16 protein-coding genes are annotated in these 15,977 nt (G+C 64.9%); 8 read left to right on the forward strand and 8 right to left on the reverse strand.

Annotation, left to right across the window (positions count from 1 at the left end; genetic code table 11):
• Positions 1–42: 42 nt before the first annotated feature.
• Together ppgK and map are read right to left on the reverse strand one after the other, a co-directional pair.
• The gene (ppgK, locus tag WKB88_RS00510; RefSeq protein WP_341392587.1) at positions 43–849 is read right to left on the reverse strand and encodes a polyphosphate--glucose phosphotransferase; all 807 of its coding nucleotides are present in this window, start codon (positions 847–849) and stop codon (positions 43–45) included.
• 41 nt (positions 850–890) lie between these two features.
• The gene (gene map / locus WKB88_RS00515; RefSeq protein WP_341392588.1) at positions 891–1,769 is read right to left on the reverse strand and encodes a type I methionyl aminopeptidase; all 879 of its coding nucleotides are present in this window, start codon (positions 1,767–1,769) and stop codon (positions 891–893) included.
• A 106-nt stretch (positions 1,770–1,875) separates the two neighbouring features.
• Between map and WKB88_RS00520 the strand changes: the two genes are divergently transcribed.
• Positions 1,876–2,052, forward strand: coding sequence for an SPOR domain-containing protein (locus WKB88_RS00520; protein WP_341392589.1), 177 nt, complete (start codon positions 1,876–1,878; stop codon positions 2,050–2,052).
• 4 nt (positions 2,053–2,056) lie between these two features.
• Here the strand turns inward: WKB88_RS00520 and WKB88_RS00525 are convergent, their stop codons facing one another.
• Both WKB88_RS00525 and panB read right to left on the reverse strand, forming a co-directional pair.
• A complete protein-coding gene (locus WKB88_RS00525; RefSeq protein WP_341392590.1) occupies positions 2,057–2,491 on the reverse strand; it encodes an NUDIX hydrolase in 435 nt (144 codons plus the stop codon).
• A 36-nt stretch (positions 2,492–2,527) separates the two neighbouring features.
• Positions 2,528–3,406: a 3-methyl-2-oxobutanoate hydroxymethyltransferase gene (panB, locus tag WKB88_RS00530; RefSeq protein WP_341392591.1), complete on the reverse strand. Its 879-nt coding sequence runs from the start codon at positions 3,404–3,406 to the stop codon at positions 2,528–2,530.
• A 256-nt stretch (positions 3,407–3,662) separates the two neighbouring features.
• Between panB and glnA the strand changes: the two genes are divergently transcribed.
• From glnA to WKB88_RS00565, 7 genes are all read left to right on the forward strand, one after another.
• Positions 3,663–5,003, forward strand: a complete 1,341-nt coding sequence (glnA, locus tag WKB88_RS00535; RefSeq protein ID WP_341392592.1) for a type I glutamate--ammonia ligase — start codon at positions 3,663–3,665, stop codon at positions 5,001–5,003.
• Between the two features lie 70 nt (positions 5,004–5,073).
• Positions 5,074–8,091: a bifunctional [glutamine synthetase] adenylyltransferase/[glutamine synthetase]-adenylyl-L-tyrosine phosphorylase gene (locus WKB88_RS00540; RefSeq protein WP_341392593.1), complete on the forward strand. Its 3,018-nt coding sequence runs from the start codon at positions 5,074–5,076 to the stop codon at positions 8,089–8,091.
• A 171-nt stretch (positions 8,092–8,262) separates the two neighbouring features.
• The gene (locus WKB88_RS00545; protein ID WP_341392594.1) at positions 8,263–9,672 is read left to right on the forward strand and encodes an amino acid ABC transporter substrate-binding protein/permease; all 1,410 of its coding nucleotides are present in this window, start codon (positions 8,263–8,265) and stop codon (positions 9,670–9,672) included.
• Positions 9,669–10,397: an amino acid ABC transporter ATP-binding protein gene (locus WKB88_RS00550; RefSeq protein WP_341392595.1), complete on the forward strand. Its 729-nt coding sequence runs from the start codon at positions 9,669–9,671 to the stop codon at positions 10,395–10,397. The genes WKB88_RS00545 and WKB88_RS00550 overlap by 4 nt, the downstream gene beginning before the upstream one ends.
• A gap of 646 nt (positions 10,398–11,043) precedes the next feature.
• Positions 11,044–11,829, forward strand: coding sequence for a DUF2510 domain-containing protein (locus WKB88_RS00555; protein WP_341392596.1), 786 nt, complete (start codon positions 11,044–11,046; stop codon positions 11,827–11,829).
• A 107-nt stretch (positions 11,830–11,936) separates the two neighbouring features.
• On the forward strand, positions 11,937–12,602 hold the full coding sequence (locus WKB88_RS00560; protein WP_341392597.1) for an SRPBCC domain-containing protein: 666 nt from the start codon (positions 11,937–11,939) through the stop codon (positions 12,600–12,602).
• A 557-nt stretch (positions 12,603–13,159) separates the two neighbouring features.
• On the forward strand, positions 13,160–13,399 hold the full coding sequence (locus WKB88_RS00565) for a helix-turn-helix domain-containing protein (protein WP_341392598.1): 240 nt from the start codon (positions 13,160–13,162) through the stop codon (positions 13,397–13,399).
• 12 nt (positions 13,400–13,411) lie between these two features.
• Here the strand turns inward: WKB88_RS00565 and WKB88_RS00570 are convergent, their stop codons facing one another.
• From WKB88_RS00570 to WKB88_RS00585, 4 genes are all read right to left on the reverse strand, one after another.
• On the reverse strand, positions 13,412–13,849 hold the full coding sequence (locus WKB88_RS00570) for a hypothetical protein (RefSeq protein ID WP_341392599.1): 438 nt from the start codon (positions 13,847–13,849) through the stop codon (positions 13,412–13,414).
• 448 nt (positions 13,850–14,297) lie between these two features.
• The gene (locus WKB88_RS00575) at positions 14,298–14,498 is read right to left on the reverse strand and encodes a hypothetical protein (protein WP_341392600.1); all 201 of its coding nucleotides are present in this window, start codon (positions 14,496–14,498) and stop codon (positions 14,298–14,300) included.
• 82 nt (positions 14,499–14,580) lie between these two features.
• The gene (locus WKB88_RS00580; protein WP_341392601.1) at positions 14,581–14,952 is read right to left on the reverse strand and encodes a phage terminase small subunit; all 372 of its coding nucleotides are present in this window, start codon (positions 14,950–14,952) and stop codon (positions 14,581–14,583) included.
• Between the two features lie 200 nt (positions 14,953–15,152).
• Positions 15,153–15,977 carry a hypothetical protein gene (locus WKB88_RS00585; protein WP_341392602.1) on the reverse strand — a complete coding sequence of 275 codons (825 nt, stop codon included), beginning with the start codon at positions 15,975–15,977 and terminating at the stop codon, positions 15,153–15,155.

Consider the following 15,977-nt stretch of genomic DNA (forward strand, 5'->3'; position numbering starts at 1 on the left):
CCCTGCCGCCGCCTTTGTTTTGTCCGCCCTCCGGCGGAAGGCCTAGCTGATGTACTTGAAGTGCATGGCCGCCTGGAGTGCCGCGCCCACAATGCCGGCATTGTTCTTGAGGTTGGCCGTGACCAGCGGCGTGCGCAGGTCCAGCAGCGGCAGGAAGTCCTCGCTGCGCTTGGAGATGCCGCCGCCAACGACAAAGAGGTCCGGCGAGAACAGGAACTCCACGTGGGAGAAGTACCGCTGCAGCCGCTTGGCGTATTCCTCCCAGCTGATGTCATCGCGTTCCCGGGCGGAGGCAGAGGCCCGGCTCTCGGCGTCGTACCCGTCGATTTCCAGATGCCCGAGCTCGGCGTTCGGCACGAGCATGCCCTTGTAGATCAGTGCCGAGCCGATTCCCGTGCCGAGGGTGATCACCAGGACGGTGCCGTCCACCTCGCGCCCGGCGCCGTAGCGTGCTTCCGCCAGACCCGCGGCGTCGGCGTCGTTCATGACCTGAACGTCCCGGCCGAGCGCCTTGGTGAGCAGCGTGTCGACGTCGGTGCCTATCCAGCTGTCGTCCACGTTGGCGGCCGAACGCGCGACGCCGTGCTGGATGATGGCCGGGAAGGTGACGCCCACGGGAACTTCGGGTCCGGGACCTCCGGGGCGGGAGGAAAGCTCGGCGACGATCTGGCCCACCACGCCGGCCACCGCCTCAGGCGTTGCGGGCTGCGGAGTGGGGATGCGGAACCGCTCGCCGATCAATTTGCCCTTGGTCAGGTCGACAATGCCGCCCTTGATGCCGGTGCCGCCGATATCAATGCCGATGACCGCGTTGGCGTCGCCGTGCTTACTCTTGTGTTTCTTGGCCATGGTTCTCCAGATGTAGGTCTGTCTAGGCGGCGCGAACGCTGCTAAGGGAGGGTCAAAACTTCGGCGCCGGTGTCCGTGACGAGCAGGGTGTGCTCAAACTGGGCGGTGCGTTTGCGGTCTTTGGTGAGGACGGTCCAATTGTCGTCCCACATGTCCCACTCGATGGTGCCGAGTGTGAGCATAGGCTCAATGGTAAACACCATTCCCGGTTCGATAAGGCGGCTGTAGGCCGGCGCGGCGTCGTAATGGGGGATGATCACCCCCGTGTGGAACGCTTCGCCCACGCCGTGGCCGGTGAAGTCACGGACAACACCGTAGCCGAAGCGCTTGGCATAGGACTCGATGCTGCGGCCAATAACGTTGATTTCCCGGCCCGGCATGACCGCTTTGATGGCGCGGCGCAGGGATTCCTGCGTACGTTCGACCAGCAGACGGGACTCCTCGTCCACGTTTCCCACCAGGAACGTCCAGTTCGTGTCACCGTGGACGCCGTTGATGTACGCGGTGATGTCGATGTTGATGATGTCGCCGTCTTCAAGCACCGTGGTGTCCGGAATGCCGTGGCAGATGACCTCGTTCACCGAGGAGCACAGCGATTTGGGGAAACCCCGGTAGCCCAGGGTCGACGGATAGGCATGGTGGTCCAGCAGGAATTCATGGCCCACCCGGTCCAGCTTGTCCGTGGTGACTCCCGGGGCAATGTGCTTGCCGACCTCCACGATGGCTTGGGCGGCGATTTTGCTGGCCACCCGGATCTTCTCGATGGTCTCGGCGGACTTGACCTCGGAGCCGGTGAACGGGGCGGGAGCTTCCTTGCCGACGTATTCCGGACGCGCGATCGACGCCGGAACCGGAAGGCGGGGGCTCACTGCTCCCGGAGCGAGATGGCCGAGGGGTGCGGTGGCAAGAGTGTGGGGCATACCATCGATCTTATCGCCGGACGGCTTATGCCGCGGCACCGGGGCTCCCCAACCGGGGTTCGTACGGGATTTTCGTGCGGGAGCACGTTGAAGAGGAGAACACACCATGGCTGAGTACTGGTTCAATGTCGTCACCCACGAGGTCGAGAAGGGCCCGCAGTCCGACTGGACCAAACTCCTGGGTCCGTATCCGACTCAGGAGGAAGCGGAAATGGCCCTGCAGAAGGTTCAGCAGCGCAACGAAGCCTGGGACAAGGAAGACGAGGAAAACCGCAACTGGTAGCGGATCAGTTGTACAGGGACCCCACCATGGCACCGAGACCTCCGGCCAGCACGTGGGCCTGGGTCAGCGGCATCCAGCGGCACTCCCAGCGCTGCGGCCCGCCGTGCTCGGGATCGTTTTCACCGGCTTCCCACCGCCGTGACATCGCCGGCGGCTGCAGTGCCGTGAGCAGGAAAAAGTGCCGGGTGGCAATCTCGAACCGGGCGGGGGAATAGTCGTAGGCCGTGGTTCCAAGCCGGCGCACGACCGCTGACTCGAGCCCGGTTTCCTCCCGCACCTCACGGACTGCTGCCGCGGCGGGATCTTCGCCCGGGCGGACGGTGCCGGCGGGAACCTGCACTCCGGTGACGTCCATCGGAACATCAAGGTGCGTGAACACCAGGAGGTGCTCCTGTTCCACCACGTAGCAGACAACCTTTTCACTGCTCGTCTTCTCCACCCGGTGAGCCTACCGGCCTGATGGTGCCGGCCTGGTTCAGAAGCTGTGCTCCGGGCCGGGGAAGGAGCCGCTGCGCACTTCGGCGGCGTACTCCCGGGCCGCCTGAGACAAGACCGAGCGGACATCGGCGAACTGCTTGACGAACCTCGGCAGCGTGCCTCCCCGCATCCCGGCCATGTCCTGCCAGACCAGCACCTGCCCGGTGGTGGCGTTCCCGGCGCCGATTCCAATGGTGGGGACGGCGACGGCGGCATCCACCTGCGCGGCGACGTCGGCGGGAACCATTTCCATCAGCACACAGAAGGCTCCTGCTCCAGCCAGGGCGGCGGCGTCGTCGAGCACTGCCTGCGCCGCGCCGCCCCGGCCCTGCACACGGTAGCCGCCCAGTGCGTGCTCGCTTTGAGGGGTAAAGCCCACATGGGCCATCACCGGGATGCCGGCGGCGGCCAGGGCCCGGACATGCGGTGCGTAATGCGCCCCGCCCTCCATCTTCACGGCATGGACCAGCCCTTCCTTGAGCAGCCGGATGGAAGATTCAACGGCTTGGGCGGGGGAGACCTCGTAGGAGCCGAAGGGCAGGTCGGCGACCACCAGGGCGCGGTTTGCGCCGGCCGTCACCGACCGGGCAAAAACAATCATCTCGTCAAGGGTGATCGGCAGGGTGGTGGCGTGGCCCATCACGTTGTTGGCCGCCGAATCCCCAACCAGCAGCACCTCAATGCCGGCTTCGTCAAAGATCGATGCCGTGTACTGGTCATAAGCGGTGAGCATGGCAAAATGCTGCCCGGAATCCTTGAGCTGCTGCAGGTGCGGAATCCGGATACGGCGCGGTCCTGCACCCGGGCCGGGGGCTGCACCGGCTGCCGGATCGGCGGGGCTGCCGGCGTACGGGGCGGGCTGTTCGGCATTACTCATGCGCTGAGCCTACTAAATCCGCCGGCGGCTGGGTGCCCGCCGCCGCAAGCCGCCTTAAACGGGTCCCGGCTGGGCGCCGGAGCCCGGGTGCCCGCCGTTGCCGGACCCGTTGCCAGACCGCGGGCGTAACGCGGAGCCGGACCGGCAGCGCGGCGGCGGGAAACGGGCGCCGGATAGGTAGAGTGAAGACAGGTAGAACCACAGGCACGACGCCGGACGATCCGGAGCCGTGCCAACGTCCAGGAAGAGGGTAGGGATGAACCGCCAGCAGGAATTCGTTTTGCGCACCATCGAAGAACGAGACGTCCGGTTTGTGCGGTTGTGGTTTACCGATGTTGTCGGCACCCTGAAGTCCGTGGCACTGGCTCCGGCAGAGGTTGAAGGCGCCTTCGAAGAGGGCCTGGGCTTTGACGGCTCCTCGATCGAGGGCCTGGCCCGCGTCTTTGAATCCGACATGCTGGCCCAGCCGGACCCCTCCACTTTCCAGATCCTTCCGTGGCGGGGAGATTCCGAGCAGACCTCGCGCATGTTCTGCGACGTCCTTACCCCGGACGGCCAGCCCTCCGCAGCGGATCCGCGCAACGTGCTCAAGCGCCAGCTGGCCAAGGCCGCTGACATGGGCTTCACCTGCTACACCCATCCCGAGATTGAGTTCTACCTGCTGAAGTCCGACGAGCTGGGCCCCGACGGCGAGCCCGTCCCGGTGGACCGGGCCGGCTACTTCGACCACGTTCCCGGCGGCGTGGCCCAGGACTTCCGCCGCACCGCGGTGTCCATGCTCGAAGCCGTGGGCATCTCGGTGGAGTTCAGCCACCACGAGGCCGGCCCGGGCCAGAACGAAATCGACCTGCGGTACGCGGATGCGCTGCAGACGGCGGACAACATCATGACGTTCCGCACCGTGGTCAAGGAAGTGGCACTGACCACCAACTGCTACGCAACCTTCATGCCCAAGCCGTTCTCCGAGCACCCGGGTTCCGGCATGCATACGCACCTTTCGCTGTTTGAAGGCGACACCAACGCCTTCTTCGAGGCCGGCGCCGAGTTCCAGCTGTCCAAGACGGCCCGCCAGTTCATCGCCGGCGTGCTGCGCCATGCGCCGGAGTTCACCGCGGTGACCAACCAGTTCGTCAACTCCTACAAGCGGCTCTGGGGTGGCGGCGAGGCCCCCAGCTACGTCTCCTGGGGCCACAACAACCGGTCCGCGCTGGTCCGCGTGCCGCTGTACAAGCCGGGCAAGGGTCAGTCGGCGCGCATCGAGTACCGCGGCATCGACTCCGCAGCCAACCCCTACCTCTCCTATGCCGTCCTGCTCGGCGCCGGGCTGAAGGGCATCGAGGAGGGTTACGACCTCCCCGCCGGGGCGGAGGACGACGTCGAGAGCCTCTCGGCAGCCGAACGCCGCGCCATGGGCCTGGACCCGCTGCCCGCCTCGCTGCATGATGCAGTCCGGGCCATGGAAGAGTCCGAGCTGGTGGCGGATATCCTCGGCGAGCAGGTCTTCGAGAACTTCCTGCGGAACAAGCGTGCCGAATGGAATGAATACCGCCAGCACGTCACGCAGTTCGAGCTGAAGAAAAACCTGGGCATTCTCTAGCCAACCCGCGGCAGCGGGCGCTATGGAGGACTAAACGACATGGAGGAATGAGCGACATGGAGAACCTCCGATGAGTCTTACCCGCAGGCTGATCGCCGCAGGGTTCACGGACCTGGAAAAAAGCAGCCGCTTCCTGCAGGCTCCCGAACTCGACGGACTGGACGAGACGGCCCTGTTCACCGGGTTCCTGCAGGCCGCGGATCCGGATCTTGCCCTGCAGTCGCTGGTCCGCCTGCTGGACCGGGTTCCCGAACTGCGGGAACTGGTGGAGGGCGGCGAGCAGGAGAGCGAAGCCCTGTTCCGGCTGCTCGGCGCCTCAGAGGCACTGGCGGAATTCCTGATGCGCCACCCCGAAGCCGCCGAGAGCCTGCGGTCGCCGCTGCGCGCCGAGCCGGCTGAGATTTCCGGTGACATCCTCCGTGCGTCGCTGCTGGAATCGGTCAAAGCCGGCACCGGGAACGCCCCCGTGGCCGGGCTCACGGGCACCGAAGCCTATGTGGCGCTGCGCACCCGCTATCGCCGGCATCTGCTGGACCTCGCCGTCCGCGATCTCGGGGCGGCCTCGCCCACCGATGTGCTGCCCGCCGTCGGCCGCGAACTCGCGGATCTCGCCGGTGCGGCCCTGGAAGCGGCGCTGGCCGTATCCCGCGCGGAACTCGCTGCCAGCTACCCGGCGGAAGACATTTCCCGCGTGCGCCTGGCCGTTATTGCCATGGGCAAATGCGGGGCACGGGAACTGAACTACATTTCCGACGTCGACGTCATTTACGTGATGGAATCCCCGGGTCTGGACGAGACCCCGGCAGGGAAGATCGGCACGGCCCTCGCCGCCGGCATCTCCCGGGCCATTAATGCATCCGCTCCGGAACCGGCGCTGTGGGAGGTGGACACAAACCTGCGCCCCGAGGGCAAGGACGGTCCGCTGGTGCGGACCCTGGACTCCCATTTGAACTACTACACGCGCTGGGCCCACACCTGGGAGTTCCAGGCCCTGCTCAAGGCCCGCGCCGCGGCGGGGGATCCGGACCTGGGCCGGCGCTACGAAGAAGCGGTGGCCCCGCTGATCTGGTCCAGCACCGAACGCGAAGGTTTCGTGGAGTCGGTCCAGGCCATGCGCCGCCGGGTCACCGACAACATTCCCGGCCATGAAGAAGGGCGTCAGCTGAAGCTGGGCAGCGGCGGCCTGCGCGACGTCGAATTCACCGTCCAGCTGCTGCAGCTCGTGCACGGCCGGACCGATGAAACGCTCCGCGTGCGCTCCACGACGTCGGCCATAGCCGCCCTCAGCGAGGGCGGCTACATTGGGCGCAGCGACGCCGTCGACCTCGACACCGCCTACCGCTACCTCCGGGTCCTGGAACACCGCATCCAGCTGGTGCATATGCGGCGCACCCACCTGATGCCGGACACCGAGCCGGCCCTGCGCGCCCTGGCCAAGGCGTCCAGCGGGTCCCTTGCCGTCGGCCGCCCCACCGCCGAGCGGCTCACCGACACCTGGCAGCGCACCAAGCGGCTGGTCCGCCGGCTGCATGAGAGCATCTTCTACCGTCCGCTGCTGAACACCGCCTCCAACCTCAGCGTGGACGAGGTGAAGCTCTCCCCGGCGGCCGCACAGGCTCGTCTCGCGGCGCTCGGGTATGCGGACCCCAAGGGCGCCATGCGGCACATCGAAGCACTGACGGCCGGCATCAGCCGCCGCGCCGCCCTGCAGCGGCAGCTGCTTCCGGTGCTGCTGGGCTGGCTTGCCGACGGCGTGGACCCCGATGCAGGACTGCTGGGCTTCCGGCGCCTGAGCGAGTCGCTGGGGGAGACGCACTGGTACCTGGGCATGCTGCGCGATTCCTCCGCGGCAGGGGAGCGGCTGTGCTCAATCCTGTCCTCCAGCCGGTTCATCACCGACCTGCTCGAAGTCTCACCCGAGGCCACGGCCTGGCTGGACACGGACAAGGACCTGGTGCCGATGTCCTTTGAAGCCCAGTGGCAGGAAATCCGGTCCAAAATGTCCCGCCATCCCGATCCGCGGGGGGCCATGCGCCTGATCCGCCTGATCCGGCGCCGGGAGATGCTGCGGATAGCCCTTGCGGACAGTGCGGGCCTGCTCTCCCAGGAAGAGGTGGGCCGGGCGCTTGCCGACGCGGACCGGGCCGCCGTGCTGGGGGCGCTGCACGTTGCGGAGGCCGATGTACTGGCGGGCGAGGAGAAACTCACCGACATGCTGGTGGTGGCCATGGGCCGGCAGGGCGGGCAGGAAATCGGCTACGGCTCCGACGCCGACGTCCTCTACGTCCACCGCGCGTTGCCCGGCGCCGATCCCGGGGCCGCGCAGTCCCAGGCCGAGCGGATCGTCAGCCAGCTGTCCGCACTGCTGCAGCAGCCGTGCACACCGGCAATCCTGGCGGAAAAAGTGCTGGTCCTGGATGCGGGGCTGCGCCCGGAAGGGCGGAACGGTCCGCTGGTGCGGAGCCTGGGATCCTACGGCGAGTACTACAGCCGCTGGTCCCTGATCTGGGAAGCTCAGGCACTGCTGCGCGCCCGTCCGATGGCCGGCAGCGACGAGCTGGCCGAAGACTTCATGGACCTGATTGATCCCATCCGGTACTCGGCCGGAGTCAGCGAACAGGACATCCGTGAAATCCGCCGCATCAAGGCACGGGTGGAAAATGAGCGCCTGCCCCGCGGTGCGGATCCTTCCCGGCAGCTGAAGCTGGGCCGCGGCGGCCTCAGCGACGTCGAGTGGCTGGTGCAGCTGCTGCAGCTCGAACATGCCGGCACCCATCCGGAACTTCGGACCACCGCCACGCTTCCGGCACTGGATGCCATAACCGCGGCCGGGCTGCTGCCGGCCGCCGATACGGCCATCCTGCGGGAAGCCTGGCTGCTGGCCAGCCGGATCCGCTCCGCCAACGTTATCCGCGGCGGACGGAATCCCGACGTGTTGCCTTCCTCACGCCAGGAGCTTGAGGCGGTGGCCCGCTGGTGCGGCTACGGACCGGGCCAGGCCGGCGTTTTGGAAGAGGATTACCTGCGAATTACCCGCCGGTCCCGGGCCGTCTTCGAGGGCTGGTTCTACGGCTACAACTCCTCCTGATTCCGGACCGGAGGCCTCCCGGTTAGTTCCTGCGCTCCGCGCTGGGTAGGCTCTATGAGGCATTATCGGCATTTTTGTGCCGTTCCGGAACATCTAGGAGACGTTTTCACCTTGCACACTGGCAAACGGGCCCTCCGGGGCCGGGCTCGGTTCGCCGCGCCCTTTATCGCGGTGACTGCGGCCATCGCACTGCTCCTTGGCGTCCCCGCAACCGGGGCCTTTGCGGCAGATTCCCCCAGCGGCGTCGAAGGCCAGAGCTTCGCCGTCGGCACCGACACCACCTTTGCACCCTTCGAATTCCGCCAGGACGGCGAGCTCGTGGGCATCGACATGGACCTGATTAACGCGATTGCCGAGGAAGAGGGATTCAGCGTTGACATCCGTTCCCTCGGCTTTGACGCGGCGCTGCAGTCGCTGCAGTCCAACCAGGTGGACGGCGTCATCGCCGGCATGTCCATCACCGAGGAACGCCAAAAGGTGTTCGATTTCTCGGACCCGTATTTTGAGTCCGGCATCCAGATGGCCGTCGCCGAGACCAACGATGACGTGTCCGGTTACGAGGACCTGGCCGGCAAGCGCGTGGCGGTCAAGACCGGCACCGAAGGCCAGACGTTCGCGGAATCCATCAAGGACGAGTACGGCTTCACCGTGGTCGCCTTTGCGCAGTCCGCCCAGATGTACGACGACGTCAAGTCCGGCGGTTCCGTGGCAGTCTTCGACGACTATCCGGTGCTGGCCTACGGTGTGGCCTCGGGCAACGGCCTGAAGACCGTCACGGAGAAGGAAGTTGGCTCCTCCTACGGCTTCGCCGTCAACAAGGGAACCAACCCCGAGCTGCTGGCCGCGTTCAACGCCGGCCTGGCCGAGCTCAAGGACAGCGGCGAGTACGACGAAATCCTCGACCGCTACCTGGACGCCGGCGCCGAAGACTCCAGCTTCTGGTCGCTGGTCACGGACAATGCGCCCGCGTTCGCCAAGGGCATGGGCCTGACCCTGCTGGCCACGGCCCTGTCGCTCGTCTTTGCCCTGGTTCTGGGTGTGATCTTCGGCTTCTTCAAGGTGGGCTCCAACGTCATCCTGCGCGGAATCGCCACCGCCTATGTGGCAATCTTCCGCGGCACGCCCGTCCTGGTGCAGGCCTTCTTCTTCTACTTCGGCCTTCCGCAGCTCATCGGCCAGCCCGTTGACGTGCTCACCGCCGGTGTGCTGACCCTGTCGCTGAACGCCGGCGCCTACATGACCGAAATTGTCCGCGGCGGCATCCAGTCCGTGGATCCCGGCCAGATGGAAGCATCCCGCAGCCTGGGCCTGGGATACGGCAAGACCATGCAGAAGGTCATCATTCCGCAGGCAGTAAAGATCATGACGCCGTCATTCATCAACCAGTTTGTGATCACCCTGAAGGACACCTCGCTGCTGGCCGTGATCGGCTTCGCCGAGCTCACCTACCAGGCCCAGCAGATCTACGCCGTGAACTTCCGCACCGCCGAGGTGCTGCTGATCGTTGCGGCCCTGTACTTCATCGTCATCACGCTGCTGACCAAGCTGGCGGACGTCCTGGATAAGAGGTTCAACAAGTGAGCAAGATCCAAACGCGCGGACTGCGCAAGTCCTACGGCACCAACGAGGTCCTCAAGGGCCTGGACGTCACCGTCGCCGAGGGTGAAGTCGTGTGCGTCATCGGCCCCTCCGGCTCCGGCAAGTCCACGTTCCTGCGCTGCCTGAACAAGCTCGAGGACATCACTGCCGGCGAGGTGGAGGTCAACGGCTTCAGCCTCACCGATCCGAAGGTGGACCTGAACAAGGTGCGCCAGAACATCGGCATGGTCTTCCAGCACTTCAACCTGTTCCCGCACATGTCCGTGCTGCAGAACGTCATGCTCGCGCCGCTGGAACTGAAGAAGGGCTCCAAGGCCGAAGTCCGAGCCAATGCCCTGCGGCTCCTGGACCAGGTGGGACTGGCAGACAAGGCCGACGCCCGTCCGGCACAGCTTTCCGGCGGGCAGAAGCAGCGCGTGGCCATTGCCCGTGCGCTGGCGATGGCTCCGGACATCATGCTCTTCGACGAAGCCACGTCGGCCCTCGACCCCGAAATGGTCGGCGAAGTGCTGCAGGTTATCCGCGACCTGGCCAAGGCCGGCATGACCATGGTGGTGGTGACCCACGAAATGGGCTTTGCCCGTGAAGTCGCCGACCGCGTGATCTTCATGGCCGACGGCCACATCGTCGAGGAGGGCGCTCCGGAGGAACTGTTCTCCCGGCCCGAGCAGCCGCGGCTGCAGGACTTCCTGGCCAAGGTGCTCTAGCTCCGCTTCCACTTCCGCACCGGCACCGGTGTCACGACGACGGCGGCCGTTCCCTGAGGGGGACGGCCGCCGTCGTCGTCTGTGCGCCGTCGTTGTCTGGTGGGCGCCGCAGGGGACCGCAAAGGCGCGGTGCTCCGGGTGATCAGACCCACGTTGAAGCCGGGCAACCGCGGCTCCTAGACTTAATGAAGGCCGGGATTTGTTGGCACAGCAGCGAAATCTCACTGTGCGGCACCCGCCCCGGAGCGGACACGCGGCAATCAGCCGCCCCGGACTCCCGCATTCCCCGGTACAAGACGGCGTTCCGCCGCACCGGGCATCCCACAGCAACCATTGGAGGCATCCATGCTGAAGCATGCTGCAAACATCCGACAACGCACCCAACGTTCCACCCGGGCCCAGATCACCGCAATTATCGCGGGCTGCGTCCTTATTGCCGGCGGAGTGTCGGCTGCCGAAATTAACATGCTGAACAATTCGCAGCCCGACACATCGATAAGCACCCAGGTGGTGCCCTGACCGCCCTGCGTTTCTAGCCTTCGGTCCAGGTGCTCGATCTGGCCGGAACCGGAGCCGAAATCGGCTACGGTATGGATGACGAGCCGTTTAAGTCCCGGCTCCGCCAGTCGTCCCAGGAGAAGAACACATGACATTGCCACTGCCGGGCTGGTACCAGGATCCCGCGAACCCGGACCAGCAGAAATGGTGGGACGGCCAGAATTGGAGCACCTACACCATGCCGCTGGCAGCGGCTTCATCCCCCGGTTATGGCGGGCCGACGGCGGGGGAGGCGATACGGGAAGCGGCAGCGGACGCTGCTGCATCTGGTTCCCCGGTCCCGCCCGGCCCGTTCAGCCCCGTTGACCCGGCCTCCTTCGGCCGCTCCGGAGCCGCAGAATCCGCATCATCCGAAGCTCCGGCAGCTCCCGCCGGCGGAACCGGCACCGAAGAGGTCCCGGGCTACCCCGACGGCCAGGGATACCCCGGCGGCCAGGGATATCCCGGCGGCCGTGAACAGGGGTACCCCACCTTCCAAAGCAGCCCGCCGCAGCAGTCCCCCGGATACACTGATCCAGCCGCGGGTTACCAGGGATATCAGCAGGGATACGCGGGTATGCATCCTGCCTATTCGGGATACCCCGGGTATCAGGGGTATCCGGGCTACCCGCAGAACCCTCTGCGTTCCAACCCGCTCGCCCTGACCGGGTTTATTCTGGGGCTCGTCTCCCTCCTCATGTTTTTTATCCCGTTCGTCGGCACTGTTATCGGCCTTGCTGCCGGCTCCTTCTCCGCCATCGGGCTTTCAAACCAGCGGGACCGGGCGCCCATGTACAAGGTGTTCGGCATCATCGGTTTGGTTCTGGGCGTCATTTTTACGCTGCTGTCGCTCCTGGTCCTCGTTGCCGTGTTTGCCGACCCGTACACCAGCTAGGCCCCGTTCCTAGTTCTCGGCCGGGGCCGGCCCGACCGCCCCGGCAGTAGAAGCAGCCGCTGCCTCCCGCGACACCCTGAGGGGGATTCACGATGAACAGGTGCACCGTGACCGCAGTCCCGGGAGAGCAGGGCATCTCCTTCAACAGGGAGTTTGATGCACCCGCCAACCGGGTCTTCCGCGCATATACCGATCCGACCCTGCTGAGGCAGTGGACGGGCCCGCAGGGGAGCGAACTGGTCGTTCGTGACTTCGTGGCGCGCACCGGCGGGCTGTACAACTACCGAATCGCCGGCCCCGGGCGGGAGCTGGAGTTTTTCGGATCGTTTCACGAAGTCACGGAAACACTTGGTCGTGAATACGCCGCGCGTATCGTCCGTACCGTCCAGGCCGGCGGCCGCTCCGGCCATCCGGCTCTTGAAGTGCTTCGGTTCACCGGACTGGCCAAAGGACGCTGCCGGCTCGACGGGGTGTGGGTTTTTACTTCCTCCGCAGCCCGCGCTGCCGTCGCAGCAACTGAGCCGTGCAGCTGCCTGGCGGAGAGTTTTAACCGGCTGGACGGGCTCCTCGCCTCTGCGGAGGGGGATTCCGGATCAGGGCTCTACGGGGAAACCTCAAACCACCGCCCCGGCGAGCCCCTGCGGGAATGGGATGCGGTAACTGCCCGCCGCGATCTGGCCCTAACGATTATGGGCTCAGCTTCCGAGGAGGCCATCGTCCGCCTGATCGACGGCGACTCGCTGTCCTCCGAGGACCTGATCGCCTTTGGTTAACAAGGAGAGCCCGCACCATCCGCCGGAGTTTCGGCAGACGGTGCGGGCTCATCAGCGGGCGGACCCGCTGTCGTGCGTACTAGGGCCTAGCAGCCGTAGTAGAGCTCGAACTTCTAACCCCTGATTGGCGCCAGTTGATAGGTGTTGGAATCCGCGCCGATACGGGAATGTTGTGTTGACTCTGATTGGACCCCGGCGCACGTTTGCGGGCTTCTTGCGGACTTTCTGCGGACAGGGCTCCACTCCTGCGTGCCTTTGGTTCCATCACTGTTCTGCAATGCTATGGCCACGTGTGGCCTCTCGGAGGGAGCTATTTCGTGCGGTGGCCGGGCGGACGCGCCGTAACAATCGAATTTCTTGCAGGGCTTCAACAACTTCCGATTCTGTGCACGGTGGAAGTAATAACTCCTCGATTGCTTCCGGGGCTTCCTACGCTGTTCCTGCTTTGTGCGCGTTCCAGCGCACAACCCAAGATTTACCTCGACGTAGCAATCTGGCACCCGTCGCCGTTCTGCCCCAAGCTGGCGAGTACTGCCGAAAACTACCCAGGAGCGACCATGAGTGAGTCCACCACCATTTACACCGCGGAAGAGCTCGCGGTCCTACTCAAACAGCACGTCAAGACGGTCCAACGCAAGGCCAAGACGGGCGTTTATCCGCACACGAGATTGGGCAAGGAGTACAGGTTCACCCATGCGGACTACGAGGCGATCCTGGAGGCTGGCAAGCCGAAGGTGGTGGATACTCGTGCAGCCCGCAAAGAACTCCGGCTGAGGCTGAAAACACTGAATTGGTGAAGCAGGTCGATTTCAGCCCAGCGGTACTGGAGCGGCAAACGAGATTGTCTTTATCCATTTTCCATACGCGGGATCATTCATCTGCCCTTCATGCGCCCATTCATGCGCCGACAACGCTCTCACCGCTGGGGCATTCATTTCATGAACCTCAGCAGTAAGGAACAGACGTCCGTGATCCGAATAACCGGTTGCCACTTCCATCGCCAAGGCCTCAAACTGCGCGAGGGCCTCTTCACCCACCCCTCGCGCAGCGCATGACCGGTGCCTCGCCAAGATAGCCAAATGCAAGCGCACATCCGTCAGTTCGGGTCCTGGGTCAATAAAATATGAGAATAGTCCCTCAATGGCTGATTCATCCTCGGAGAGCCGGATGCAAACCGGTGGCAAGTTCAACGCCTTGGTCGGGTTGCTCAAGGCTCCACGGTACTTACCGCCGATATCGTGGATCATGCCATCGATCTTGCGCGCCCAGGGCTTGTGGTGGCGCTTGTCAGCCCATCTCCCGCCGTATATCGTCCGCGGCGAGTAGTCTTCAACGCACCTAAACGCGATAAGTAAATCCGAATGCTCAGGACCTGCGTGGATCCATTCCCCCAATGGGTCTAATGCCGCATCAACGAGGGTGCAGTCGACTGTCTTGCGGCAGCGGACAACAAGTCAGTGGGAGAGAATTCATCTCTCATGCGGGCACAATAAGCCTCGTACGACTCTTCACCCGTACTGGCGGTGTCAACGACTACGTGAGAGAGTTTCGCAGTGCGATGCACGACAACGATCTGCGGCCGCGCCGACCATCTCCTCGCCTTCGCCCGGTTGCTCTTTCGTGCCATGTGAACTCCTCCGTCAATTTAGGACACTTTACCTCTACCATGGGTCCACTGCGCAAGCCCGCTCCGGTTCAGCCGGCCAAATCGGCCTTAGCAGCGAGTTGTTGGCGTAAGCCGAACGATACCTCGGCGTCGCTGATGAGCTTGTTGAACCGCTCCGGCTCCCAGTGCTTTGCTACCCATGCCACCCCCGCGACGGCGGGATCCGGCTGGTAGCTCACCCGGTGGGCCGTGTTGCCCCGGAAGCTGATGGACACCTCCCCGTATCGCATGGTGGAGAACCTGGCCCTCCAGTAGTGACGGCTAGGGATCCCAGACATGGGAATGGCGCGGCTGCTCCGGGCTTGGCGTCGGCTACTCGCCATCAGCTATCCGCCAGCCAAGAGTGGTGAGGGACTTAGGCGTGAGCCCCAGAGCCTCCGAAGCATAACGGCACTCTTGGGCTACCCAAGCTGACCCATTCCCGCTCAGCAGCATGTGCTCATAAGCCACCAGCAGTGCCACCGTGCCCTTGGCTGTCTCATCCCACTGAGTAGCCTGCGGAGACTCCCACAGCTCCTCCCAGCGGTCCCGTTCGAGTGTTGACCACTCGCGACTCTCAGGGATGGGCGGCACCTCCTCCTCGCACCCGCCAGCAGGCAGGGTGATGAGCGCCTGACGGATCGCTTGATTGGCCGCCCGGTAAGCACGGGAGTTGGGCTTGGTCGTATTTCTGGAGGTGCCCATGAGGGCTCCTTTCGTAGTTGGATTGAGGTTGAGCGGTTGTCACACTTCTTAGCGCCCTCACCGGCGGTCTGGCGGAGGTTTGCCCTTGGGCCCTCCCCCCTGGGGTTTCCGGGGGTCAGGCTGCGGCCCTCGATAACCACGGCGAGCCGTCACCTTGGTGGAGGTAACGGCTCGCATGGTGGTGTGGTGCTGGAGGTGAGCTAAGCGGCTTGTGCGGCGTGCTTCTGGTGTGCTGCGTGCTCTGCGTCTGCGGGGTCTTCGAGGTACTGCTTGGTGCCGATAGCTCCTCGCACGTACTTCCATTCAGGATCCGCGGGCCGCTTGTATGGCTTGTAGTCGTCCAGCTTGGGAGCTTCGATGGTGGCGCCTGCTTTGATGAGTGCGCCCCACCGTCCAGCCCTGCTGCCTTCGGTGTTGTCCCATGCTTCCCAGATGCGGCGGCGGTGGTTCTTGCCGGGGTTCACAGTGAGCGCAAGCAGTCCCTCGTTGCCCGGGATGGTGATGCCTGCCAGCCGTGCTGCAGCTTCGAGGGAGGGAATCATCTGGTCGAGCTGCGGTGCCTGGATAGCTGCTGTGGCCCATGCTTTGCGTTGCGCGTCGGTGCCGGTCATGAGGGTGGCGGGGTCAGCGTCCGGGTCTACGGTGCGGCATAGCTTGGTGAAGCTCTCCGCGGCCACGTTGAAGGCTTCCCGAATGGTGTTGTAATTGGCCTCGCTGACCTTCTTCACCTCTCCCCGTAGTGCAGTGAATACGGCGCCGGCTGCGTGGTTGCTGACGTAGGCGCGATCTGGGGTGCTGGCCTGCTCTGCCAGTGCGAGGGCGTTGAGGGTTGCCAAGTCGTCGGGGTGCGCGTCGCCGGTGAGTGCGTCGCTGAGCCGGCCCAGGGCTGTGCGGTCCTGGTTGGTGAAGTCTCGCCATCGGGTGAGTACCCGCTCGTATTCTGTGGTGGTGGTGCCACCTGCTGAGACTACGGTTTCCACCTGTCCGATGAGGGCGGCGAGGTTGGTGCTGTCTGCTGATGCCAT

It is taken from the genome of Arthrobacter sp. G119Y2, from assembly GCF_038069765.1.
Taxonomy (GTDB): Bacteria; Actinomycetota; Actinomycetes; order Actinomycetales; family Micrococcaceae; genus Arthrobacter_B.

What these genes read in the sequence shown, in the direction of transcription:
- WKB88_RS00540 (WP_341392593.1), top strand. Translation starts at nt 5,074, where the DNA reads ATGAGTCTTACCCGCAGGCTGATCGCCGCAGGGTTCACGGACCTGGAA.
- WKB88_RS00570 (WP_341392599.1), bottom strand. Translation starts at nt 13,849, where the DNA reads ATGATCCACGATATCGGCGGTAAGTACCGTGGAGCCTTGAGCAACCCG.
- map (WP_341392588.1), bottom strand. Translation starts at nt 1,769, where the DNA reads ATGCCCCACACTCTTGCCACCGCACCCCTCGGCCATCTCGCTCCGGGA.
- WKB88_RS00580 (WP_341392601.1), bottom strand. Translation starts at nt 14,952, where the DNA reads ATGGGCACCTCCAGAAATACGACCAAGCCCAACTCCCGTGCTTACCGG.
- WKB88_RS00575 (WP_341392600.1), bottom strand. Translation starts at nt 14,498, where the DNA reads ATGCGATACGGGGAGGTGTCCATCAGCTTCCGGGGCAACACGGCCCAC.
- WKB88_RS00555 (WP_341392596.1), top strand. Translation starts at nt 11,044, where the DNA reads ATGACATTGCCACTGCCGGGCTGGTACCAGGATCCCGCGAACCCGGAC.
- panB (WP_341392591.1), bottom strand. Translation starts at nt 3,406, where the DNA reads ATGAGTAATGCCGAACAGCCCGCCCCGTACGCCGGCAGCCCCGCCGAT.
- WKB88_RS00585 (WP_341392602.1), bottom strand. Translation starts at nt 15,977, where the DNA reads ATGGCATCAGCAGACAGCACCAACCTCGCCGCCCTCATCGGACAGGTG.
- WKB88_RS00565 (WP_341392598.1), top strand. Translation starts at nt 13,160, where the DNA reads ATGAGTGAGTCCACCACCATTTACACCGCGGAAGAGCTCGCGGTCCTA.
- glnA (WP_341392592.1), top strand. Translation starts at nt 3,663, where the DNA reads ATGAACCGCCAGCAGGAATTCGTTTTGCGCACCATCGAAGAACGAGAC.
- ppgK (WP_341392587.1), bottom strand. Translation starts at nt 849, where the DNA reads ATGGCCAAGAAACACAAGAGTAAGCACGGCGACGCCAACGCGGTCATC.
- WKB88_RS00520 (WP_341392589.1), top strand. Translation starts at nt 1,876, where the DNA reads ATGGCTGAGTACTGGTTCAATGTCGTCACCCACGAGGTCGAGAAGGGC.